Raw genomic sequence first — 24935 nt, 5'->3', positions numbered from 1 at the left:
TGGTATCTCCCGGAATCGAACCGGGGACACAAGGATTTTCAGTCCTTTGCTCTACCTACTGAGCTAAGATACCTATTCTAAACAAAAATACATAAGAAGTAGTAAATTGAAAAAAATTGTTTTTTATATATTTATGCAATTAAACTAATTTTATTTTTATTATATAACACATTACTATATCTATTTTATACTAGGTTAGTTAAAAAAACATTAAATAATAATAATGTGAAATAGAAATATTTTATTATTAAAAAAAAGTTTAATTAAAAAATATAAGTGGAAAATTACCTATTAATATTAAAATTAAATAATGTTACTATTTATATTTGTATAGTTATTTTTTCAATGATTGTTTCTTCTTTTTTTTCTGGAATGGAAATGGCATTTATATCTTCTAGTTTATTTCAAATAGAAATAGATAAAAAAAAGGATTCTCTTCGTTCAAAAATACTTGCTATAAGTATAAAAAATCCTAAAAAATTTTTAACTGCAATGTTAATTGGAAATACTATATCTTTAGTTATATATAGCATATATATGGAAAAATTATTTTTTCATTTTTTTCCAAAAGAATTATCTAATAATTCTTTATTTGTTTTTTTCTTAGAAACATTTTTTTCAACCGTTATTATTTTAATAATTGGAGAATTTATTCCAAAAGTTATATTTAGTGTGTATTCTAATGAATTATTGAATTTATTTATTATCCCAGCTTATGTTATATGTATAATTATTTCTCCCATAACTAATTCTATTTTTTATATTTCCAATATATTTTTAAAAATATTAGGAGAAAAAGAAAAGTACAATAAAAAAATTTTTGATAAAAATGACTTGATTTACTTTTTATCAGAAAAAATAAAAAATAATGTTAATGAAACAGGAATTATAGAATCTCAAATTGAAATTTTTCATAAAGCTTTAGATTTTTACGGAAAAAAAGCAAAAGTATGTATGGTCCCTAGAAAAGAAATTATATCTTACGATATTAATCTTTTTTCTATTGATAAAATTAAAAATATTTTTACAAATAGTGGATTATCTAAAATTGTAATTTATAAAAATAGTATAGATAATATTATAGGATATATTCATTATTTAGAAATAATATTGAAAAAAAAAGATGATTTAAATTCTTTAATTAGACCCATAGAACTGGTTTATACTAATACTCCTGTAAGAAAAATAATGGATATTTTAATTAAAAAAAAAATAAGTATGGCAATTGTTATAGATGAATATGGTGGGACTGCAGGATTGATTACTATAGAGGATATTTTAGAAGAATTTCTTGGAGATATAAAGGATGAACATGATGAAATTTTATTTTTAGATAAAAAAATAAGTTTTAATGAATTTTTATTTTCTGCACGTTTAAAAATAGATTTTATTAACAATAAATACAACTTAGAAATTCCTAAATCTGAAAATTATGAAACTTTAGGAGGGTTAATAGTATATTATCTGGGAAAGATTCCTAAATATAGAGATAGAATTACAATTAATAATAATTTACTTATTGAAATAAGAAAAGTTTCTAAAAATAAAATAGAAGAAGTTTGTCTTAAAAAAAAATTTTATAAATGAGTATTTTAGGAAAAATAAGAAATAATACATGGATAATTTTTTTTGTTATTAGTATTTTTTTGTTATTTATTATATTTGATACTAGTCATTTAGGTAAATTTTTATTAGAAAATCGTAAAGTAGTTGGAAAAGTTAATGGAGAAAATATTTATGATAATCAATATTATGATTGTATTCAATTTTTAAAAAGTTTTAATAAAGAAAATTTAGATTCTGTACTAAAAAATAATGCATGGAAGTTATTAATACGAGAAAAAATGTGGAATAAAAAAATTAAAGATTTAGGAATAAAAAATACAGATAAAGATTTTTGGGAACAAATTTCAAAAAAATCTATATATAGTAAAATATTGGATTTTCAAAATATATATGGAAATATGGACATAAATAAATTCCAAACTTACTTAAAAAAATTAAAAGATCCATTTATAAATATAAAGAATGGTATAGAACAAGAAAAAAGTATTTGGAATTATGAAAAAAATAATATAAACAGTAAAATTCTTGCAAATAAATATATGGAAATGTTGAAACATGGATTAAATTCTTCTCCAATAGAATATGAACTTAATGATAGAGATAAAAGATTTTTTTCTGTTGTTGATTATATTTTAATACCATATTCAGAAATAGAAAATAGATATAACATATTTTTTAGAGAAAATGATATTTATAATTATATTAATAAAAATATTTATAAATATAAATCTAAAAAAGAATGTGATACAAGAGTTATAAGTATTGCTATATCTCATACTTACCCATCTAAAAATGATGAAAAAAATATGAATAAAAAAATAAAAGAAATATTTTTTAAATTAAAAAATACTAATTATGATCCTATTTTATATTCTAATAAGAATAAATTAGAAAAATCTTTTGATACTAATTTTTATTTTAAACGTCAACTACCTTCATCATTACAATATTTTGTAAGAAAAAATAAAGATATTGGATCTATGTTTGGTCCAGTAAAGGAAAATAATATTTACGTTATAGCTAAACTAACTGGGAAAAAAACTATTTTTAATTCTGTTTTAGCCAGTCATATATTAATTTCACATAAAGATGCTCAATATTCTTATAACAAAAGAAATAAAAAAGAGGCTAAAATTATTGCAAATAATGTATATAATTTTTTATTAAAAAATCCCAATAAATTTAATTTTTTTGCTGTTAATAAATCAGATGATATTATTAATGCAAAAAAATATAAAGGGAGTTTAGGTTGGATAAGTTATGAAGGTAAAAAATCTATTGGAACATTTGATCTTTTTTCTTCAAAGAACAAAAAAGGAACAATAGGTATTACTGAAACAAAATTGGGATATCATGTTATAAAAATTGATGATAAAAAACAACCAGAAACTGCTTATCAATTTGCTATTATAATTAAAACTCTTAATCCATCTAAATATACTAAAGATTATATACAAAAAAAAATAAATATTTTTATTAAAAACAATGAAAATTCTAATTTAAATACATTTGTAAATAATGCTAGAAAGGAAAAATTTGAAACAATATTTTTTAAAAAAATTAAAAAAAACCAATGGAATATTGTAGGATTAAATACTGAAATAGACAAAGAAATAATTGATTGGGCTTTTAGTAAGGAAAGAAAAAAAGTAAATTTAAAAATTTTTACTGCAAATAATAATAATAAAGATAATATTATAGTTTATTTATTTGGAAAAAAAGAAAAAGGAATTTATATTGAAAAAATTAAAAATGATATAGGTCCAATTATTTTAAATAAAAAGATAAAAAAAATTTTTTTAGAAAAATTTAAATCTAAAAACTTAGAAGAAATTTCTAATTTTTTTTCTAAAAAAATTCACAAACATTGTGAATTAAATTTTTATAATTCTATTATTGAAAATTGTAAAGAGCCAAAAGTTATTGGATCTATTTTTTCTTCAAAATTATATAAAACATCTTATCCTATATTTGGAATAAGAGGAGTCTATTTTGTTAGACCTTTAAAACGTTTTTTTACACATGTAAAACAACAAAATATAGAATCTAAAAAAAAAATTTTAGATAATTATTTAAAAAAAATTGTTTTAGATAAATTTGAACCGTTTTTATTTGAAAAAACAAAAGTTAAAATATATAGAAAATAAATATAATTATTTATTCCTTTTTATAGAAAAGTATGGTTTTTTTTTATTTTTATTTATGTTACTATTGTTGTTTATAGTAGGTGAATCCTTGTAAATTTCTTTTTGTATTTGATTTTTAGCTTCCTTTAAATATCTAATTCCTTCTCCTAATCCCCTAGCTATATTTGGAATTTTTTTTGGTCCAAAAATAATAATAGCAATAAGAATTATCAAAAAGCTTTCTTCAATACTAATAAATAGAAAATTTTTCATATTTTTATTTTAAAAAAAATTTTATATAATATATAATTATAGTGATTTTTTTTTCAGTAAAAAAAACATAAGTATCAATGAATTATTATTCTTTATTTTTTTTATGTGTTTTTTACGCAAAAATTTTATATAATAATTAATTATAATGATTTATTTTTTAGAAAAAAATATAAAAGAAATTATTGAAAATCCTATTTTATCTTTATTTATTATAGGAAATTTATTTTTAATTGAAAGTATTTTATCTATAGATAATGCAATTATGTTGTCATCTATAATTGTAAGTTTAAAAGATAAACATAGAAAAATTGCTATAAAATATGGAATTATTGGAGCTTATTTTTTCAGAGTAATATGTTTTTTATTTATGTCTATATTAATTAAAATGTATTGGTTGAAATTATTGGGTGGTATATATTTAATATTTATTGGAATTAGTCATTTTTTAAAAAAAAAAAAAAATTATAAGGAGTAATAAAAAAAGATCTTTTTTTAAAGTATTATTAACTATAGTAATAATGGATTTGGCCTTCTCTATTGATAATATATTTGCTTCAGTTGCATTATCTGATAACTATTTATTAATATTTTTTGGAATATTTACGGGTATTTTATCTATTAAATTAATTGCTAAATTTTTTATACAATTAGTAAAAAAGTTTCCGGAATTAAATAATTCAATATTTTTTGTAATAATTATTCTTGGAATAAAACTTATTTTTTCTTTTTTTAAAGTACATACAAAAAATTTATCATTAGATATTATTTTTCATGTATTTACATTTGTGTTATTTATATTTCCAATTTTTTTTTCATTTATAAAAAAAAAAGTTATTAGAAAATCAAATTAATATTGTAATAGGATCTTCTAAAAATCCTTTTAAAGTATGAATATAGTTACTTCCTGTTGCTCCATCTATAATTCTGTGATCGCAAGATAAAGTTATCTTCATAGTATATCCTATCTCTATTTTAGAATTTTTTATAATAGGACGTTTTGTTATTGAACCAATAGATAAAATAGATGAATTTGGTATATTTATAATAGAGGTAAAACAATCTATTCCATACATTCCTAAGTTTGAAATAGTAAAAGTACTATTTTCCAGTTCTTCTTTTTTAATTATTCTAGATTTTGAATGCAAAATTTTGTTTTTTACTTCTTTAGATATTTGTAAAATAGATTTTTGATCTGCATTTTTAATAACTGGAACTATTAACCCATCTTTTATTGCTACAGCAAATCCTATATTAATTGATTTGTGAATTAATATTTCTTCTTCATTCCAAGAAATATTCATATTTGTATTTTTTTTTAAAGATTGAGCAGCCGCTTTTATAATAAAATCATTAAAAGATATTTTTTCTTCTAAAGAAATTTTATTATTTATATTTTTTCTTATATCTACCAGATTATCTACTAAAATTTCACTAAATAAGTAATAATGTGGTGCAGAAAATTTAGAAAAAGTCAAATGAGCTGCTATTTTTTTTCTCATTGATGTATGAGTTATTCTATTTTCATAAAATTGTTTATTTTTTTGAAGTTCTATATCTTTTTTTATTATTCTTCCATATTCTCCACTGCCTATTTTTATATTTTTCAAAGATATTCCACTACTTTTAGCCATTTTTTTTGCTAAAGGAGAAATAAATTTTCTTTTTTCATTTTTTTTATCATCACAATATTCATTTTTTTCTTCTTTATTATTATTTTTTTCTATTTTTTGAGTATCAGTATCTTTTTTTTCTGTTTTTTCCGATGATGATTTTAAAATTATATTATTTATGTCTTCTCCTTTTTTTCCAACAATTGCTAATATATCATTTACACGAGTTCGTTCACCTTCTTTAACTCCAATAAATAACAAAATTCCGCTAACATCAACTTCAAAATCTTGAATTGCTTTGTCTGTTTCTATTTCAGCTAATATATCACCTTCCGATACTGTATCTCCTACTTTTTTATTCCATTTAATTACTGTCCCCTCTTCCATTGTATCACTTAATTGGGGCATAGATATTATTTCTGCCATTATTAAAATATTTTTTTTATATGTTATGAATAAAAAACTAATTAAGTATTAGAAATCTAAAAAAGGATAACTTTTTTCATCGTAAACAACATCATACATATCTTGTAAAGATGGATAATCAGATTTTTCTGCAAATTCTACACAAGAATCAACTTTTTCTCTTACTTCATTTTCTATAATATTCAAATTTTCTACAGTTTCCCATTTTTTTTTAATAATTAAATTTTTTAAACTTAAAATGGGATCTTTTTTTTTAAAAAAATTAATTTCCTCTTTACTTCTATATGATTCTGAATCTGACATAGAATGGCCTCTATATCTGTAGGTTTTTATATCTAAAAAAGTTGCTCCATTTCCATTTCTAGCTCTCTCTATTGCATTAAATGCTGATTTTGCTATTTTTTCTGGATTCATTCCATCTATTGGATAAGATGGCATTCCGTAGTTTAACCCAATTTTATATATTTCTTCTACATTTGCACTTCTTTTTACAGAAGTTCCCATTGCATATTTATTATTTTCACAGATAAATACAACAGGTAATTTCCATATCATAGCCATATTAAAAGTTTCATGCAAGACTCCTTGTCTAACTGCACCATCTCCCATAATAGTTATAGTAACTGATTTCCTTCTAAAATATTTGTCAGCAAAAGCAATTCCAGCACCTAATGGAATTTGTCCACCAACAATTCCATGCCCACCATAAAATCTATATTTTTTGCTAAATATATGCATAGATCCTCCAATTCCATTAGAAGTTCCAGTTTTTTTTCCTAGAAGTTCTGCCATAATTATTCTAGGATCTACACCCATTGAGATAGGTAATATATGACATCTATAAGCAGTAATCATGTTATCTTGAGACATATCCATAGCATGAGTTAATCCAGCTGGAATTGCTTCTTGTCCGTTATATAAATGTAAAAAACCTCTTATTTTTCGTTTTAAATATAACGACCGACATTTATCTTCAAATTTTCTCCAAAAAGACATATCTCGAAACCACTTTAAATAAGTTTTTTCGGTTATTTCTTTCATTCAGAATGCTTTTATGAAATATTAATTGTTTACAAATTTAATCTTTCATATATAAATCTGCAAAGAATAATTTTTATATTAAATAAATGATTTTTTCCAGTTTTATTTTTCTTGATCCTTTAATAAGAATAAAATCTACACTTTTTATAGGATGTTTTAGTACACAGTCAGCAAACATTTTAACATTCAAAAATTTTTTTATTTTAGTATAATTTTTTTTGGTATAAAAAAAATTATTTCCAATCAAAAATGCAATCTCAATATTACTTTTCTCTACAAAACTAATAATTTTTTCATGTTCTTCATTTGAAAAACGTCCTAGTTCTAACATATCTCCTAGTATAATAGCTTTTCTTCCTTCAATATTATTATTAAAAAATCTAAGAGCTTTTATCATGCTTGTTGGATTAGCGTTATAACAATCTACAATTATCTTTTTATCTTTTTTTTCAAAAATTTGAGAACGATAATTTTTTGGAATGTATTCTTCTATTGCTTTTTTTATTATGTTAATAGAAATTTTAAAATAAATACCAATAGTAACTGATGCAGCCATGTTATACAAATTATAATCTCCTATAAGAGGAGAAATAATTTTTGTATTTCCAATTAATAATACAGATTTTAGGCCTTTGTAATTCCATAAATATTTAAATTTTACATCGGGATTTATATTTATTTTTTCTGATGAAAAAATAAATTTTTTTAAATTTATACAATTAGATAATTGAATAGTATCATCACCATTTACAAAAGCTAATTTATTTGAATTTTCTAAATATTTATATAATTCTAATTTACTACGTATAATTCCTATAAAATCATGAAATCCTTCTAAATGTGCTTTTCCAAAATTTGTAATATATCCATAATCTGGATTAACTATCCTACACATCTTTTCTATTTCCTTTTCATGATTAGCTCCAATTTCTATAACTGATATTTGTGTTTTTTTAGGCATAGAAAGTATAGTTAGTGGTACTCCTATATGATTGTTATAATTTTTTTTAGTGGAATGAACATTTTTATATTTTTTTGCAAAAATTTTATGTAGTAATTCTTTTGTAGTTGTTTTTCCATTGCTGCCTACAATAGCTATAATTGGAATATGATTATTTTTGTATCTGTGATAAATTGCTAATTTTTGCAAAAAATGTAATGTGTTATTTACAAGGATCATTTTATTACAAGATGTAGAAAAATATTTTTTATTATCCATTATAGCTAGTATTGCTCCATTTAAAATTGCTTCTGAAACAAACTTATTTCCATCTAGTTTTTTTCCTTTAAAAGCTATAAAAATAGATCCTTTTCTTGCTTTTTTACTATTTGTTACTATTCCAGTAGAAATAATACTATATATTTCATATATTTTTTTGAAATCCATGATATAAGTATTTTATAACAAATCTTTTTCTAATTTCATCTTTAAATTATTAATATTAGTAATAATAGTTCTTTTTTTATCTTTTATGTAAGATATGTATCCTGTTTCTTCTGAAACTACAATACATATAGCGTCAGTTTTTTCAGATAATCCAATAGCTGCTCTATGACGTAGACCTAGACGGGATGGAATTTCTTTATTGTAAGATACAGGAAGAATAGCTCTGGTTTTTATTATTTTATTTTCTATAATAACTACAGCTCCATCATGTAATGGACTATTTTTGTAAAATATACTTTCTAATATAGGTATATTTATCTTTGCATCCATTTCATCTCCATTTTGAATAAAATCTTTTAAATCTTGATGTAGTTGAATTACAATTAATACTCCTGTTTTATCTCCAGAAAATATAGAACAAGATTTTACAATACTATCTATTGTTTTCGTTTTTATAGATACTACAGATCTTTTAAAAATAGAAATAATAAATTTTTTAAAAAAAATTCTACTTACTAGTAGAAGAAAAAATTTTCTTATTTCTGGTTGAAATACAATAATTAAAGCTAAAATTACTCCTTTAAAAAAAGTAAATACAACTATGCTAAGAAATTTCATTTCATAAATCTCCAATACTTTTCATAAAGTAAAAATTGCAAAAACACTATAATTAATATTATTTTATAATATATATAACTGAAAAAGTATAATAGTTACTAAGGGAATATATAAAAAAATATCAATGAAATAAATTTAAAAAAAATATAAAAATAAATTAACATTAACTAACTAACATGTATGTTTATGTATAATATGTATAAGTTTAAATAATAATATTAAAATTTTTTAATCAAGAAATTTATAGTATTCTATTAATTTTATGCATTCTATAGCTTCTTTAACATCATGTACTCTAAAAAATTTTATTCCTTTTAAAATAGATATAGTATGAATAATTGAAGTTCCATTTAATGATTCTTCATAAGAAATATTTAATATTTTTTTAATCATAGATTTTCTAGATACACCTATTAATATTAAATAATCTTGAAAACCCAATAATTGTAAATATTTTAACAATGTTAAATTTTGTTTTAATGTTTTTCCAAAACCGAATCCAGGATCTAAAATAATATCATTTATGCCATGTTTTTTTAAATAGTGTATTTTTTTTGAAAAAAAGTGATTAATTTCTATAATTATATTTTGGTTATACGATATATATTTTTGCATAATTTTAGGAAATACTTTCATATGATTTAATACATAGGGAATTTTAAATTTTTCTAATAAAGAAAACATATTATTATCTAAAATTCCACCTGATATATCGTTTATCATTACTGCTCCTTCGTTTAAAGCCATTTTTGCAACTTCACTTCTAAAAGTATCTATTGATATTTTAATATTTGAAAAATTTTTTATAATGCTTATAATGGGTTTTTCTACTCTTTTTAATTCTTCTTCTTTTGTTATTATTGTAGATCCAGGTCTTGTAGAACATCCTCCAATATCTATAATATCTGCTCCTTCTTTTAATAAAAGTTCTACATGTTTTAATATATCACGTTCATTTTTTAGATTTCCACCATCATAAAAAGAATCTGGGGTTAAATTCACTATACCCATTACTTTTGGTGTTTTTAAATCTAATATAGTTCCTGAACAATTAATTGTCATAGAATTATGTATATTATTTTTTAATGCATTTAATTTAATATGTAATGTAATTATATTATCTTTTTGTATTTATATAAGTTTTTATTTTTTTTATGGATTTAATTTTTGAAAAATGTAAAAAATTGTTTTTAGAAAAATTGGAAGATTATGATTTATCTTGGATATTTTTAAAAGAAAATTCTATTATAGATCAAATTTTTATAAAAATTTTTAGAATAAAAAACATTAAAATCAAAAAATCACAATCGGTAATAGAAGAGGAAATAATAGATACTTACATTGATATTATTAACTATATTATAATACTTTTAATAAAGTTATATGTAAAGAAAAAACAAATGGAAAAAGTTATTAATCATAATAATATAATTAATTTATACAATAAAAAGGTTGAAGTAATAAAAAATTGTATGAAAAATAATTTATATAAAAAAAAATTTTCCTCTATAGAGGATCTTTTTAAAGAAATTTCATATTTAAAAAATCACAAGGAAATTTTTTTTTCATATGAAAAATTAAAAAAAGTTCTTTTAATTATCCTAAAAGGAACACTAAAATTATTAGAAAATAAAAAATGAAAGAAAAGATTATAATAGCAAATTGGAAGATGAATTATGATTTTAACGATACAATTAGTTTTATTAGAAATTTACTAAAAATTAATTTGGATAAAAAAATTAATCATAAAAAAAAGATAATTATTGCTCCTTCTTTTCCTTTTTTACATATTTCAAATAAAATTGTTAAAGGATCAAATATAAATATTGCAGCTCAAAATTTTCATCATATGGATAAAGGTGCATATACAGGGGAAGTATCCGCACATATGTTAGAATCTATAGGTATTAATAAAATTATACTTGGACATAGTGAAAGAAGAATTATATTTTCTGAAACAGAAGAAATATTGTTAAGTAAAATAAAGATAGCATTGAAACATAAATTTTATATTATTTTCTGTGTTGGAGAAACATATGATGAAAGAAGTAATAATAAACATTTTATTGTTATAAAAAAACAATTATCCAAAACAATTTTTAAATTTACTACTAATGAAATTAAATTTTTATGTATTGCATATGAACCAGTATGGGCAATAGGGACTGGAATCACAGCTACTCCAAAAGAGGTCCAATCTATGCATTATTTTATACGTTTTTTGTTTTTAGAAAAATATGGAAAACATGTTTCTGATAAATTACAAATTTTGTATGGAGGAAGTATAAATGACATAAATGCAAAAAATTTTTTTTCACAAGAAGATGTTGACGGAGGTTTAATAGGGAATTCTTCTCTTGAATTTTCAAAATTTTTAAATATCTTATTATCATAAGTATATCTAATTGTATATTTATGTTATTTTTAGGTTTGGCCTCGTAGCTTAATTGGACAGAGCATCTGATTACGGATCAGAAGGTTATGGGTTCGAATCCCTTCGAGGCCTTTATTTTTTTTTTAAGTTTTACATTACAGTTTATATATTAATATTAACCTAAATAAGGTTTAAGTATATTACTTCTAGAAGAATGTTTCAATCTTTTTAAAGCAATACTTTCTATTTGTCTTACTCTTTCTCTAGTCAAATCACAAAATTGTCCAACTTCCTCTAATGTCATTGGAGGAGTACCGTTTAAACCAAAATGAAGAATAATTACACGACGTTCTCTTTCACTTAAAGTTTCTAAAATTCTTTTTATATCCTTTCTTAAGGATTCTCTTTCTAAATGTTCATCTGGTCTTGGAGATTCATCTGATCTTACCAAATCGTATAGATTAGAATCTTCACCTTCTATTAGTGGAGCATCCATAGAAACATGTCTACCTGAATTCTTTATAGAATCTTCTACTTCTTTTTCATTCATGTTTAAATATTCTGCAACTTCCCTTATAGAAGGGGTCCTTTGTAATTCTTGTTCTAGTTGAGCTAATGTTTTTAATATTTTGTTTAATAATGCTAATTTATTTGTTGGTTGTCGAATAGAACGTGACTGTTCTGCTATCGCTTGTAGTATAGCTTGTCTTATCCACCATACAACATAAGATATACATTTAAATCCTCTTGTTTCGTCAAAACGTAAAATTCCTTTTATTAATCCTAAATTTCCTTCATTAATTAAATCACACAAACTAAGTCCTTGATTTTGATATTGTTTTGCAACAGATACAACAAAACGTAAATTTGCGTTTACTAATTTGTTTATAGAAGAAGTATCTCCTCCTCTTGCTCTTCTAGCATATTCTACTTCTTCTTCTGGTGTTAATAACGGAATTTTTCCTATTTCATGAAGATATTTATCTAATGATTCAGATTCCCTATTTGTTACTTGTTTGGTGATTTTAAGCTGTCTCATATATTATAATTGTATTTTCTTATTTTTTTTTGAATTAGGATTAGGAATAAGAATTTTTCTGGAAAATTTCATTTTTTTACTTTTTTTATCTATATCTATTAATTTTACATCAATAACATCATCAACTTTTAATTCTTCTTCTATATTATTGAGTCTCCTCCATACTATTTCAGAAATATGTAATAAACCTTCTACTCCTTTATGTATTTCAACAAAAGCACCAAAATCCTTTATAGATTTTACTTTTGCTTTGTACACTTTTCCTAATTCAGGAATAAAAATAATTTGTTTAATCTTGTCGATAGCTTTTTTTATTTGTTTATTATCGGCTCCAATAATTTCTATATGACCGAAATCATCTCGTTCTTCAATTAAAATACTTGTCTTTGTAAATGATTGTATTTCTTGAATAACTTTTCCCCCTGGGCCTATAACTAAACCTATAAAATCTTTTGGAATATTAAAAGTATATATTTTTGGAACATTAGATTTTAATTCTTTTCTATAATTAGGAAGAGTTTTAAGCATTTTTTTTAGAATTAAAATTCTACCTTCTAACGCTTGTATTAAAATTTTATTTAATACATCATATGTAAATCCTTTTGGATTTTTAACATCCATTTGACAAGCAGTAATCCCCCTATCTGTCCCAGCAATTTTAAAATCTAGATTTCCAAAATAATCTTCTTCTCCTGATAAATCAGAGACAATAATTTTTTTTCCTGTTTTTACATTAATAAATAAACCCATGGATATTCCAGATACTGGTCGTTTTATAGGTATACCAGCATCCATCAATGCTAGACTAGCAGCACATACAGTAGCCATAGACGATGATCCATTAGATTCTAATATTTCAGAAACAATACGTATTGTATATGGATTATCATCAGGAATTATATTTTTAAGTGCTCTTTGAGCTAAGTATCCATGACCTATCTCTCTTCTAGATAGACCCCCACCACGATTAGATCCTATTTCTCCTGTTGAGAATTGCGGAAAATTATAATGCAAATAAAATTTTTCTTGATTTTCCATTGTAACATTTTCAATTTTATTTATGTCTAATGATGACCCTAATGTTACTGTTGTTAAAGATTGTGTTTCCCCTCTGGAAAATAATGCAGAACCATGGACACTTGGAAGATAATTTACTATACTATAAATTGAACGAATTTGTTTTGGTTTTCTTCCATCTAATCTAATTCCTTTTTTTAATACAAAATTTATTATTATTTCTTTTTTAATATCTTCATAAAATTGATTTATAATAATTTCTTTATTTATTATTTCTTCTTCCGTTAAAAAAGATTTTTTAAAATCGTTTAATATAATTTCTTCCTGTATAGATCTATTTTTCTTGTCTAAAAAACTATTGTAAATTTCCTTAATCTTTTCACATGAAAAATTTAAAAGACATTTTTTTAAATTTTCATTTTCTTTTAAAATTTTTAAGTAGTTTTTTTTTTCTAAGTCTAAAGTATAATCATATATATTTTTAAATTTACTTGCTAATCGTTTTTGAGCTTCTATTTGAGGTATTATTATATTATGAGCTTCTATTATAGTTTGTAATAATTCTTTTTCTTTTATTTCTTTCATTTCTCCTTCTATCATTAAAATAGAATCAATGGAAGCTCCTATTACTAAATCAATATCTACATCTTTATAATCTAATCTATAAATATTTGGATTAACAAAAAATTTTCCTTTTGAACGAACAATACGCACTTCAGATATCGGCCCATAAAATGGGACTCCAGAAACTGATAAAGCTGATGAGGCAGCTAATCCAGCTAATCCATCAGGAGAAACAGTATAATCGTATGACAATAATAAAATTGATATTTGTATTTCTCTTTTAAAATAACACGGAAACATAGGTCTTAAAACACGATCAACCAATCTCATTATTAATATTTCTTCGTTTGTAGGTCTTCCTTCTCTTTTTACAAATCCTCCAGGTATTTTCCCTGATGCGTAATATTTTTCTCTATAATCTACTGTTAAAGGAAGGAAATTATTTTCATTTTTTGTTTCCTTGGACAAAACTACTGTAGCTAACAATATCGTATCATTTATTCTAACTGTTGCAGAACCATTTGCTTGTTTTGCTAAGTTCCCCGTTTCTATAATAATGCTACTTCCATCTTTTAATGATATTGTTTCTTTTATTATTGTATCTGATGGAGTGTATGATCCTAGCATATTTTATCTTTTTATATTATAATAAACATTATTTTCTTAATCCTAAATGTTTAATAATATCTTTATAATTGTTTTTATCACGTTTTTCTATGTACTTCAATAATTTTTTTCTTTTTCCTACTAATTTTATCAAAGTTCTTTCTGTATTAAAATCTTTTTTATTTTTTTTAAGATGATTGCTTAAATGATTAATTCTAAAAGTAAACAAAGCTACTTGTACTTGAGAAGATCCTGTATCAAAAATAGACTTACCATAATTTTTGAAGATTTTTTTTTTATTTTCCTTATTCTTATTCGAGGTCATAATAAAAATATTGTAAAGTTATAAATATTTTTTAAATGTATTCTTTTCCATACTTAATATAGAATCTACATATTTTCTATCGTTAAATAAACGAGGAATTTTATTTTGTCCACCTAATTTTTTATTTTTTTTTAACCAATCGTAAAATAATCCATTTCTTACTATACACAAAACAGGAGGTCTTAACACCATATCTTTGTGTCGTTTTGTTTCATAATCTGAATTCAACATTTTTAATTCTTTATCTAATATATCTCTAAACTTATAAAAACTTTTTGGAGTTTTTTTGAATTCTATTACCCATTCATGAGCTCCAGTATTATTATCACTAATATAAATTGGTGCAACAGTATATTCATTAATGATAGAATTTGTTTTCATACAAGTATTATTTAATGCTTTTTCTGCATTAGAAACAATTAATTCTTCTCCAAAAGAATTTATATAATGAGTAATCCTACCAGATATATAAATTCTATGAGGGTATAAATTAGTAAATTTTACTGTGTCTCCAATAATATATCTCCATAATCCAGCATTAGTAGAAATTACCATAGCATAATTTTTATTTAATTCAACACTATCAATAGATAATACTTTTGGACTAGTATTATTTATTTCTTCTATTGGAATAAATTCGTAAAAAATTCCATGATTTAAAAGAAGTAAAAGATCTTCAACACTATTATTATCTTGTACTGCAAAAAATCCTTCTGAAGCACTGTATATATTATAATAATTTATAGGTTTATTAAATATTTTTCTGTACTGTTGTATATAAGGTTCTAAACTAACTCCACCATGAAATATTACTTCTATATTTGGCCAAATTTCATTAATATTTTTCTTATTTAATTTACTTAATAATTTATTTAAGAAAATTAATAACCAAGAACAAACTCCAAACAAAATACGAACATCTTTATTTCCAGTAGTTTGTACTAAATTATACAATTTTTTTTCCCATTCACTTATTAAGGATATTTTTTTTTTAGGAATACAAATACTTTCTGCCCAAAAAGGCATATTTTTTATTAAAATAGAAGATAAATCTCCAAAGAATGTATTGTAATTTTTGTATAAAGTATAACTTCCTCCTAGTCTAATTGCTTTACCAAAAAAAATTTTAGTATTTGGATGATTATGTATATAAATAGATAATACATCTTTTCCAGCTTTATAATGACATTCATACATGGATAGTTTAGTAATAGGAATATATTTACTTTTTTCATTTGTAGTTCCTGATGATCTTGCAAACCATTTTACAGATCCAGGCCATAATATATTTTTTTCTCCTTTTTGAATTCTTTTTATTGTAGATTTTATATCAGAATATTTACAAAGTGGGATTCTTTCAGAAAATTGTTTATATTTTTTAATATCACTAAATCCATATTTATTTCCAAATTCTGTATTTTTAGCATAAAAAATTAATTTATTCATTAAATTTTTTTGTATTTCTATTGGATAACGCATAAATGATTCTATATTTTTTATTCTTTTTTTAAGAAAAAAAGATGTTAAATATCCAGATAAATACTTTATCATTTTTATATTTATATATATATTAAAAATATTAAAACTAATATTTTTATACATATTTTTTTGAAATATATATTGAAGTAATTTTGAAAGTTAGTTCTTTTATGTATAAAGAATGGAATTTATGATATTTAAGAAATTTTTTCATTTTTTTTCCGTGTAAGTTGAAGTTTTTAATAGATTCTTCTAAATAATTATATGCATTATTATCTCCTGATAATATTCTACCTATTTTTCTTATAAAAAAATTAGAATATAAACTATAAATTTTTTTTATAAAAAAATTAGATGGATAAGAAAATTCTAATATTTCCAATATTCCATTATATTTTAAAGTTCTAAATATTTCTCTCATAGAAAGATTTATGTATTGAAAGTTTCTTAACCCGAAAGAAATAGTTATTAAATCAAATGTTTCATTTTTGAATGGAAGAGAATGAGAAAATCCTTGAATAAATCTTACTCTATTTATTAGTAAATTTTTTTCTATTTTTTTACTAGCTAATTTTAACATTTTTTTGGAAGGATCTAATCCTACAATAGAAGAAGAACGAAATGTATTAGCTAATAATAAAATAAAATCTCCAGTTCCAGTAGCTAAATCTAATATATTTTTTATTATTAAATTTTTTTTTACTTTTATTTTATTTAATAGAACAATGGCATTTTTTCTCCATACAATATCCATTCCTAATGACAATAAATGATTAATTAAATCATATCTATTAGAAATATTATCAAACATTTCGTTCAATTTTTTTTTTTTTATTTTCTTCATTTTTTGAAAAATAAAAGACTTTATTAATATTTTTTTATTTTACAAATTTATATTTAACATTTAATATTTAATTTTAATATTTGTACATTTGTACAAACAATGGTATTATTTTTTATTTATAAAGAATTTTATTTATTTTATTTATATTTTATATTTACATTTACATTACAACCTATAACCTATAACCTGATCTTATCATAATCAGGAATGATACAATCAATAATAACTGGAACCGGCCATTTTTTACCAAAAAAAATTGTAAAAAATGATTTTTTTTTAAATCATAATTTTTGTGATGAAAAAGGATTAAAAATTAAAAAATCTATTAGTGATATTATAAAAAAATTTCAGAAAATTACAGAAATAAAAGAAAGAAGATATATTGATAAAAATTTGTTAAATTCTGATATTGCAGCAATTGCTGCAAAAAAAGCACTTATAGATTCTAAAATTTGTAAAGAAAAAATAGATTATATTATTTCAGCTCACAATTATGGAAATGTTAATCCTATTTCTTTTCAATCTGATATTGTTCCTTCTATATCTGCAAAAGTTAAAAATAAACTGAATATAAAAAATATAAAATGCAAGCCATATGATATGATTTTTGGATGTCCAGGATGGATAGAAGGTATGATTTTAGCAAATCAACTTTTACAAGCTAAATATGCAAAAAATATTTTAATTACTGGATCTGAAACATTATCCAGGGTAATTGATCCTTATGATAAAAATTCTATGATATTTTCAGATGGATCTGGTGCAGCGGTCTTATCTGCTGTACTTATGAATAATTATTCTTCTGAAAAATATGGAATTATTTATCATGATAGTCAATGTAATAATAATGATGAATTATATTATTTAACTAATGGGCCATCGTTAAATAAAAAGTATAAAAATTCATTGGTAAATATTAAAATGAATGGAAAGAAAATTTATGAATATGCATTAACAGAAGTTCCATATTTTTTGAAAAATATTTTAGATAATACAAATTTACATTTAAGAGATATAAAAAAAATTCTTATTCATCAAGCTAATGCAAAAATGGATTATGCTATTTTAAAAAGATTATTAAAGCTATATGATTATTCATATGAAAGTGATAATTTTTTAGAAAAAATAATGCCTATGACTGTTCATAAATTTGGAAATTCTTCTGTTGCTACTGTACCAACACTATTGGATTTAATTATTAATAAAAAAATATCAAATCATAGAATTTATCCTGGAGATATAATACTAATGGTATCTTTGGGAGCTAGTATGAATATTAATGGAATAATTTACCGTTTTCCAATTACAAAAAAATAAAATTTATGAAAAAAAATATACATCCAAATAATTATAGAAAAGTTGTATTTAAAGATATTAACAATGAAAAAACTTTTATTTGTAGATCTACTGTAAGGACAAAAGATGTTATAAAAATAAATGGGATTAATTACCCTTTATACAAAATGGAAATATCTAGTTACTCTCATCCGTTTTTTACAGGAGAAAAAAGATTTTTTGGAAAAACTGGTCCAGCAGAGAAATTTAAAAAAAAATATGAAAAATATAAGAAGTTTTAAAAAATAAAAAAATGAATTTCATATTATATGATGGAATGTTTGAATGGAAAAATTTATTTCCTATAACTCTTACTAGATCTATATCGGAAATTCATTTAGGACTTTTTACAATAAAAGAAAGATGGGAAAAAAAACTTGGATATAAAGCTATTTGCATTTTTACACAACCGTTTCTTTTAAAGAAAAATTCATTTAAAAAAAATAAAATTTTATTTAAAAATGTATTTATAATTAATTCTTCATTTATTCCTAATGAAGAATTAATTAACACAATTATATCATTGAAAAAAAATGAAGCAATTTCTTTCCAAAAAAATATTGTAGCAGCAAGAATAAATATTTTTTCTTATGAAGAATATGAATATAAAAATTTTTTTTCTATAAAAAAATATAGTAAAGTTTATGAAATAAATAAAATTATTCATATTAAAAATGTATGGGATATTATTGTACAAAACAAGAATATTTTGAAAAAAGATTTTATGTTTTATACAAAAGGAAAAAGATCTTCCACTTTACTTGGTAGAAATATTCTTATTTGTAAAGAAAGAATTTATTTAAAGGAAAATATAGTAACTAACAATGTAGTACTTAATGCAAAATTTGGACCTATTTATATTGATAAAGGAGTTGAAATTATGGAAGGATGTTTAATAAGAGGGCCAGTATATATAGGTAAAAAAACAATAGTAAATATGGGATCAAAAATATATGGAAATACAACTATAGGTTCTTTTTGTAAAGTTGGAGGAGAAATTAAAAATTCTTTACTTTTTTCTTATTCTAATAAAGCTCATGATGGATTCCTTGGACATTCTATTTTAGGAAAGTGGTGTAATTTAGGTGCTGGAACTAATGTCTCTAATTTAAGAAACGATTACAGAGATGTAACATTATGGAATTATGAAAAAAAAATTTTTTCACCAATTAATATGCAATTTTTTGGAATAATTATGGGAGATCATTCTAAATCTGCTATAAATACTCAATTTAATACCGCTACTGTAATAGGAGTATGTACAAGTATTTTTGGATATGGATTCCCTCCCAGATATATTCCATCTTTTTCTTTTGGTGGAATTCAATGTAATAAAAGAATTCCTTTTTACAGAGTTTGTGAAACTGCAAATTTAATGATGAAAAGAAGAAAAAAAAAATTATCTATTTTAGAAGAAAAAATATTAGAACATTTATATAAAATGTCAAATGTTTAATTTTTTTTAAAAACATTGTTTATGCTGAAACATAATTTAGGATACCCACGTATAGGGAATAAAAGAGAATTAAAAAAAGCTTGTGAATCTTATTGGACAAATAATATTGATTTAAATACTTTAATAAAAGTTGGTGAGAAAATAAGAAAAGAAAATTGGATCTTACAAAAAAGTTCAGGATTGGATTTAATACAATGTAATGATTTTAGTTTTTATGATCATGTTTTAGATATGTCTTTATTGTTAGGAGTTATACCTGATTCTTATTTAGAAATTTCAATAATTAAAAATCATTTTGATTTATATTTTTCTATGGCTAGAGGATTTCAAAAAAATGAATGGGATATTAAGGCTATGGAAATGACTAAGTGGTTTAATACTAATTATCATTATATTGTTCCAGAATTTAAAAAAGATCAAAAATTTTATATTTATTCCAACAAAATATTTAATGAATTAGAAGAATTAAAATTTTTGTTAAAGGATATAGAAAAAGTTAAACCTATTTTGATTGGCCCAATAACTTATCTTTTTTTAGGAAAAGAAAAAGATAAATTTTTTAATAGAATAGATTTAATTGATAACATACTACCTACTTATATAGAAATAATTAACAAATTAAAAAATAGAGGAATTTATTGGATACAGTTGGATGAGCCTATTTTATCATTGGATTTATCAGAAAAATATAAAAGTATTTTTCAGTATGCTTATAATAAATTATCTGAAAAATGTTCAGGAATTAGCATTTTATTGGCAACTTATTTTGATGGAATTTCTGAAAATATATCTGTATTAAAAAACATTAAAATAAAAGCTATACATATAGATTTAGTAGAAGATATAAATCAATTAGACATTGTTATAGATTTTGTTATAAAATCAGATATTACTTTATCTTTAGGGATTGTAGATGGTAAAAATATATGGAAAAATGATTATTATAAATCAATTAAAATTATAGAAAAAACAATAAAATCAATAGGAGAAGATAATGTAATGTTAGCTCCTAGTTGCTCATTATTACATGTACCTATAGATGTGGAAAATGAGATAAATATTCATACAGATATAAAAAATAGAATAGCTTTTGCTAAGCAAAAAATTAATGAATTAAATGACTTAGAAAAAATTGTAAAAGGGAATAAAAAAATTTTATCTGAAAATTATTTTTTAATGAAAAAAATTAAAAATAAATCTAGTTCTTATAATGAAAAGATTAAAGAAATATCTGATAAAAAGGAAAATTTGAAAAGAAAAAATGTTTTTAAATATAGACAAGAAAAACAAAAAATAAAATTTAATCTTCCAATATTTCCTACTACAACAATAGGATCTTTTCCACAAACTAAAGAAATACGAAGTATACGTAATAAATTTCGTAATAAAAAGATAAGTAAAAAAAATTACATAAAAAAAATCCAGGAATTTATTGTAAATGTTATTAATATACAGGAAGATATAGGTTTAGACGTTTTAGTACATGGAGAATTTGAGAGAACTGATATGGTAGAATATTTTTCAGATAAATTAAATGGAATTGTTCCTACTGATAATGGATGGGTACAAAGTTATGGAAGTAGATGCGTAAGACCACCTATTATTTATGGAGATGTTAGTAGAAAAGGAGATATGACAATTGAATGGATGACTTTTGCAAAATCTAAAACAAATAAATTTATAAAAGGAATGTTGACTGGCCCAGTAACTATTTTACAGTGGTCATTTGTTAGAAATGATCAACCTGTACATGAAACTGCGTTTCAAATAGCATGGGCTATTAGAGAAGAAGTCCTATCTTTAGAAAATTCTGGAATACGAATAATACAGATTGATGAACCTGCTTTAAGAGAAGGACTACCTTTAAAGAAAAAGAATTGGAAAAAGTATTTTAATTGGTCTATTAAAGCTTTTCATATTTCTTCAAGTGGAGTAAAAGATGATACTCAAATTCATACGCATATGTGTTATAGTCAATTTAATGATATACTAAAATATATTGCAGATTTAGATGCAGACGTTATAACTATAGAAACATATAGATCAGGGATGGACTTGTTAAAAGCTTTTTCAGAATTTTCTTATCCTAATGAAATAGGGCCTGGTGTATATGATATACATTCTCCTAGGATTCCTACTGTTAAAGAAATTTTTGAATTAATTAAAAAAGCTACTTTATTAATACCAATTAAAAATATTTGGATTAATCCAGATTGTGGCTTAAAAACTAGAAATTGGGATGAAGTATTAAAATCACTTAAAAATATGACAAAAGCTGCAAAATTAGCAAGAAAAAATACTTATAATTAAAATGTAATATTTTTCTATTTTTGTATTTTGTAAATAAAAAGTAATAAATGACTTTAGAAAAAAGGGAGAAAATAATAAAAAATGAATTTAATATTATTAATAATTGGGAAGATAAATATAAGTATTTAATTAAGTTAGGAAATATTTTAAAAAAAAAAACAGATGAATTTAGATCTGAAGACAAATTAATTCATGGATGTCAATCACAAGTTTGGGTAGAAGCGAAATTGAAAAATAAACGTGTTTTTTTTGATGCTGATAGCGATGCTTTAATTCCAAAAGGAATTGCTGCTTTAATGATAAGAATGTATTCAGGTCTTCATCCTATTGAAATTGTTTATTCTAATTACAATTTTATTTATGAAATAGGATTTAATAATTTCCTTTCTCCCATTAGAGCAAATGGAATAGTTTTATTGCTAAAAAAAATAAAACTTTATTCAGTTATTCTTAATACTAAGATTACTGTATAAACATATTAAGGTTTAAATTTAAATGAATAAATAAAATAATTTTTAATAATAATAAAAATAATAAAATAATATAGATTATTTATCATGTTTAATAACTGAAGAAATGGAACAATCTATAGATTAATCTAGTTTATAAGTTAACAAAAGTATTTATTATTTTATTCGTTTTATTATAATAATATTTTATAAAATCTAATTTTACAAAACAATACAATACAAGGAGTTCTTTTACAGTAAGTTTTTTTACTATAAAAACTATTAGGGACTTTAGCCCTTTATGTGGAAAAAATATTAAATAATCTTTATAATTTAGAGGAAGATAAAATTGAGATATGTTAAAAAAAATAAAAAAATAGACAACTTATAAAGTTGTAGATTCTTATAAAGAAATGAAAAAATATTATATATGGAATTTATTTGAAAAATATCCTAAAATAGAATACATAATAAAAATATTTTAGATAATAGGCCTTTTTTTTTCTCCAACATTATTAATTATTCATTATTATATTAATAAAAAAATATGTAATGTACGTAAATTATACATTTTATCTATTATTTAATAAAATTAAGAAAATTATAATGTTTTTCTCATTTTTGATATAGGAATATTCATTTTAGATCTATATTTTGTTATAGTTCTTCTCGCGATTATATAACCTTTTTTTTTAAAAATATTAGATAATTTTTCATCTGTAAGAGGTTTTTTTTTGTTTTCTTGAGATATAAATTCTTTTAAGTATTTTTTTATTTTAATAGAAGAAATTTCATCTCCTTCTTTATTTTTCATTTTTTCGGAAAAAAAACTTTTAATTAAAAATGTTCCATATGGAGTATTTACATATTTTCTGTTAGCGACTCTGGAAACAGTAGATATTCCTATTCCAATTTTTTGAGAAATGTTTTTTAAAATCATTGGTTTAATTTTTATTGGATCTCCAGTTAAAAAATATTCTTTTTGATAATCCATAATAGCATTCATAGTTAAAAGCAAAGTGTTTTTACGTTGTTTAATTGCATCAACAAACCATTTTGCTGAATTTATTTTACTTTTTATAAAATAAAAAGTTTTTTCATGTTTTTCTTGGTTTTCTTTATTTGAAAATTTATAGTACTTTTTTAACATTTTTACATATGAAGGTGATACTATTAATTCTGGAGTATTTCTATGATTAATGGATAATTCTAATTTTTCATCTAAAATAGAAATAGTGAAATCTGGAATTATATTGTGAAAATTTTTATAGTTTTCAGAAAATATTTTTCCAGGTTTTGGATTAAGTTTTTTTATTTTACAAATAGCTTTTTTTAATTTTTTTTTTGTTACTCCTAATTTTTTTTGCAGTTTATGGTAATTTTTCTTTACTAGATATTCAAAATAATTACTTATAATTTTTTCTGCTATAAAAATATCTTCTGATTTTCTTTCTCTATTCAATTGAATAAAAAGACATTCTTGTAGATTTCTAGATCCAATTCCTATTGGATCTAATTTTTGTATATATTCTATAAGCAATTGTTCTATTTTTTCTTCTTTTATTGATTTTCCAAATATTAACATAATATCATCTGCCATTGATTTTGTTGTTCTTCTTATATACCCGTTATCATCTATGTTCCCCAATATAAAATCGGCAATGTATAAATCTTCTTTATTTAAAAATCTAAAAGTATGTAATTGATTCCTTAAATATTCTTGAAAAGAAGTATTATAAGTAACAGTTATGTTCTTATAAATAATAGAATTTTTATTATTATTTGTTACATATAAATTTTCTTTATTAAAACTTTCATATTCTTCTTCATTTAAATTATCATATGTTTCATAAGAATTATTTTCATCATATTTATTTTCGTTTTTTAAAGACTCAAAATCTATTACATTATCTTCTTCAGATTCGTAAATAGAAAAATGTTCTTCTTCTAAAGCTGGATTTTCCTCTAATTCCTGTTGTACTCTTTTCTCAAAATCCAAAGTAGATAATTGAACTAATTTTAATAATTTTATTTGTTGAGGAGAAAGTCTATGATGTACTTTTTGTATTAATTTATGTTTTAACATAATA

At 22.0% G+C, this 24935-nt stretch carries 23 protein-coding genes and 2 tRNA genes; 12 read left to right on the top strand and 13 right to left on the bottom strand.

The window, feature by feature from the left end; genetic code table 11:
- Window positions 1–73, bottom strand: a tRNA-Phe gene (locus H0H76_RS02540).
- 203 nt (window positions 74–276) lie between these two features.
- Between H0H76_RS02540 and H0H76_RS02535 the strand changes: the two genes are divergently transcribed.
- Both H0H76_RS02535 and H0H76_RS02530 read left to right on the top strand, forming a co-directional pair.
- Window positions 277–1587 carry a hemolysin family protein gene (locus H0H76_RS02535; protein WP_262887055.1) on the top strand — a complete coding sequence of 437 codons (1311 nt, stop codon included), beginning with the start codon at window positions 277–279 and terminating at the stop codon, window positions 1585–1587.
- Window positions 1584–3713, top strand: a complete 2130-nt coding sequence (locus tag H0H76_RS02530) for a SurA N-terminal domain-containing protein (protein ID WP_185855461.1) — start codon at window positions 1584–1586, stop codon at window positions 3711–3713. Before H0H76_RS02535 ends, H0H76_RS02530 begins: the two co-directional genes overlap by 4 nt.
- A 6-nt stretch (window positions 3714–3719) precedes the next feature.
- On the opposite strand, the gene H0H76_RS02525 is transcribed toward H0H76_RS02530, so the two are convergent.
- On the bottom strand, window positions 3720–3965 hold the full coding sequence (locus tag H0H76_RS02525; RefSeq protein WP_185855460.1) for a Sec-independent protein translocase subunit TatA/TatB: 246 nt from the start codon (window positions 3963–3965) through the stop codon (window positions 3720–3722).
- A 145-nt stretch (window positions 3966–4110) separates the two neighbouring features.
- On the opposite strand from H0H76_RS02525, the gene H0H76_RS02900 reads away from it, so the two are divergent.
- Both H0H76_RS02900 and H0H76_RS02895 read left to right on the top strand, forming a co-directional pair.
- Window positions 4111–4440: a TerC family protein gene (locus tag H0H76_RS02900; RefSeq protein WP_262887054.1), complete on the top strand. Its 330-nt coding sequence runs from the start codon at window positions 4111–4113 to the stop codon at window positions 4438–4440.
- A 43-nt stretch (window positions 4441–4483) separates the two neighbouring features.
- Window positions 4484–4816 carry a TerC family protein gene (locus H0H76_RS02895; protein ID WP_262887053.1) on the top strand — a complete coding sequence of 111 codons (333 nt, stop codon included), beginning with the start codon at window positions 4484–4486 and terminating at the stop codon, window positions 4814–4816.
- Here H0H76_RS02895 and H0H76_RS02515 read toward each other — a convergent pair.
- The 5 genes from H0H76_RS02515 to folP form a co-directional block, all read right to left on the bottom strand.
- Window positions 4808–6001: a dihydrolipoamide acetyltransferase family protein gene (locus H0H76_RS02515; RefSeq protein ID WP_185855459.1), complete on the bottom strand. Its 1194-nt coding sequence runs from the start codon at window positions 5999–6001 to the stop codon at window positions 4808–4810. The genes H0H76_RS02895 and H0H76_RS02515 overlap by 9 nt on opposite strands.
- A gap of 48 nt (window positions 6002–6049) precedes the next feature.
- Window positions 6050–7042, bottom strand: a complete 993-nt coding sequence (gene pdhA / locus H0H76_RS02510) for a pyruvate dehydrogenase (acetyl-transferring) E1 component subunit alpha (protein WP_185855458.1) — start codon at window positions 7040–7042, stop codon at window positions 6050–6052.
- A 73-nt stretch (window positions 7043–7115) separates the two neighbouring features.
- Window positions 7116–8429 carry a UDP-N-acetylmuramoyl-tripeptide--D-alanyl-D-alanine ligase gene (locus H0H76_RS02505; RefSeq protein WP_185855457.1) on the bottom strand — a complete coding sequence of 438 codons (1314 nt, stop codon included), beginning with the start codon at window positions 8427–8429 and terminating at the stop codon, window positions 7116–7118.
- A gap of 12 nt (window positions 8430–8441) precedes the next feature.
- Window positions 8442–9047, bottom strand: coding sequence for a diadenylate cyclase (locus tag H0H76_RS02500; protein WP_238783872.1), 606 nt, complete (start codon window positions 9045–9047; stop codon window positions 8442–8444).
- A gap of 228 nt (window positions 9048–9275) precedes the next feature.
- The gene (folP, locus tag H0H76_RS02495; RefSeq protein WP_185855456.1) at window positions 9276–10109 is read right to left on the bottom strand and encodes a dihydropteroate synthase; all 834 of its coding nucleotides are present in this window, start codon (window positions 10107–10109) and stop codon (window positions 9276–9278) included.
- A 92-nt stretch (window positions 10110–10201) separates the two neighbouring features.
- Between folP and H0H76_RS02490 the strand changes: the two genes are divergently transcribed.
- The 3 genes from H0H76_RS02490 to H0H76_RS02480 all read left to right on the top strand — a co-directional run bounded on the left by H0H76_RS02490 (window position 10202) and on the right by H0H76_RS02480 (window position 11553).
- Complete coding sequence (locus tag H0H76_RS02490; RefSeq protein ID WP_185855455.1) at window positions 10202–10687, top strand: nucleotide modification associated domain-containing protein; 486 nt, start codon at window positions 10202–10204, stop codon at window positions 10685–10687.
- Window positions 10684–11442, top strand: a complete 759-nt coding sequence (gene tpiA, locus H0H76_RS02485) for a triose-phosphate isomerase (protein ID WP_185855454.1) — start codon at window positions 10684–10686, stop codon at window positions 11440–11442. Before H0H76_RS02490 ends, tpiA begins: the two co-directional genes overlap by 4 nt.
- A 37-nt stretch (window positions 11443–11479) precedes the next feature.
- Window positions 11480–11553 (top strand) — tRNA-Arg (locus H0H76_RS02480).
- Between the two features lie 43 nt (window positions 11554–11596).
- Here the strand turns inward: H0H76_RS02480 and H0H76_RS02475 are convergent.
- From H0H76_RS02475 to ubiE, 5 genes are read right to left on the bottom strand one after another with little or no spacing between them, the layout of a single operon-like run.
- A complete protein-coding gene (locus tag H0H76_RS02475) occupies window positions 11597–12460 on the bottom strand; it encodes a sigma-70 family RNA polymerase sigma factor (protein ID WP_185855453.1) in 864 nt (287 codons plus the stop codon).
- 3 nt (window positions 12461–12463) lie between these two features.
- On the bottom strand, window positions 12464–14668 hold the full coding sequence (gene pnp, locus H0H76_RS02470) for a polyribonucleotide nucleotidyltransferase (RefSeq protein ID WP_185855452.1): 2205 nt from the start codon (window positions 14666–14668) through the stop codon (window positions 12464–12466).
- Window positions 14669–14696: 28 nt separating this feature from the next.
- On the bottom strand, window positions 14697–14972 hold the full coding sequence (rpsO, locus tag H0H76_RS02465) for a 30S ribosomal protein S15 (protein ID WP_185855451.1): 276 nt from the start codon (window positions 14970–14972) through the stop codon (window positions 14697–14699).
- 18 nt (window positions 14973–14990) lie between these two features.
- Entirely contained in the window at window positions 14991–16523 is a 1533-nt protein-coding gene (locus H0H76_RS02460) for a GH3 auxin-responsive promoter family protein (protein WP_185855450.1), read from the bottom strand.
- A 43-nt stretch (window positions 16524–16566) separates the two neighbouring features.
- The gene (gene ubiE, locus H0H76_RS02455; protein WP_185855449.1) at window positions 16567–17295 is read right to left on the bottom strand and encodes a bifunctional demethylmenaquinone methyltransferase/2-methoxy-6-polyprenyl-1,4-benzoquinol methylase UbiE; all 729 of its coding nucleotides are present in this window, start codon (window positions 17293–17295) and stop codon (window positions 16567–16569) included.
- Between the two features lie 207 nt (window positions 17296–17502).
- Between ubiE and H0H76_RS02450 the strand changes: the two genes are divergently transcribed.
- The 5 genes from H0H76_RS02450 to H0H76_RS02430 are packed head-to-tail and all read left to right on the top strand — an operon-like array spanning window position 17503 to window position 22869.
- The gene (locus H0H76_RS02450) at window positions 17503–18612 is read left to right on the top strand and encodes a 3-oxoacyl-ACP synthase III family protein (protein WP_185855448.1); all 1110 of its coding nucleotides are present in this window, start codon (window positions 17503–17505) and stop codon (window positions 18610–18612) included.
- Window positions 18613–18617: 5 nt separating this feature from the next.
- A complete protein-coding gene (locus H0H76_RS02445) occupies window positions 18618–18872 on the top strand; it encodes a type B 50S ribosomal protein L31 (protein ID WP_185855447.1) in 255 nt (84 codons plus the stop codon).
- An 11-nt stretch (window positions 18873–18883) separates the two neighbouring features.
- Window positions 18884–20086, top strand: a complete 1203-nt coding sequence (locus tag H0H76_RS02440; RefSeq protein WP_185855446.1) for a putative sugar nucleotidyl transferase — start codon at window positions 18884–18886, stop codon at window positions 20084–20086.
- A 21-nt stretch (window positions 20087–20107) separates the two neighbouring features.
- Complete coding sequence (gene metE / locus H0H76_RS02435; protein WP_185855445.1) at window positions 20108–22396, top strand: 5-methyltetrahydropteroyltriglutamate--homocysteine S-methyltransferase; 2289 nt, start codon at window positions 20108–20110, stop codon at window positions 22394–22396.
- A 47-nt stretch (window positions 22397–22443) separates the two neighbouring features.
- Complete coding sequence (locus H0H76_RS02430) at window positions 22444–22869, top strand: SufE family protein (RefSeq protein ID WP_185855444.1); 426 nt, start codon at window positions 22444–22446, stop codon at window positions 22867–22869.
- Window positions 22870–23446: 577 nt separating this feature from the next.
- On the opposite strand, the gene rpoN is transcribed toward H0H76_RS02430, so the two are convergent.
- Window positions 23447–24931: an RNA polymerase factor sigma-54 gene (rpoN, locus tag H0H76_RS02425; RefSeq protein ID WP_185855443.1), complete on the bottom strand. Its 1485-nt coding sequence runs from the start codon at window positions 24929–24931 to the stop codon at window positions 23447–23449.
- Window positions 24932–24935 lie beyond the last annotated feature (4 nt).

The sequence above is a fragment of the Blattabacterium cuenoti genome (assembly GCF_014251275.1).
GTDB lineage: Bacteria > Bacteroidota > Bacteroidia > Flavobacteriales > Blattabacteriaceae > Blattabacterium > Blattabacterium cuenoti_AG.
This window is presented reverse-complemented; position numbering and strand designations above follow the sequence as displayed.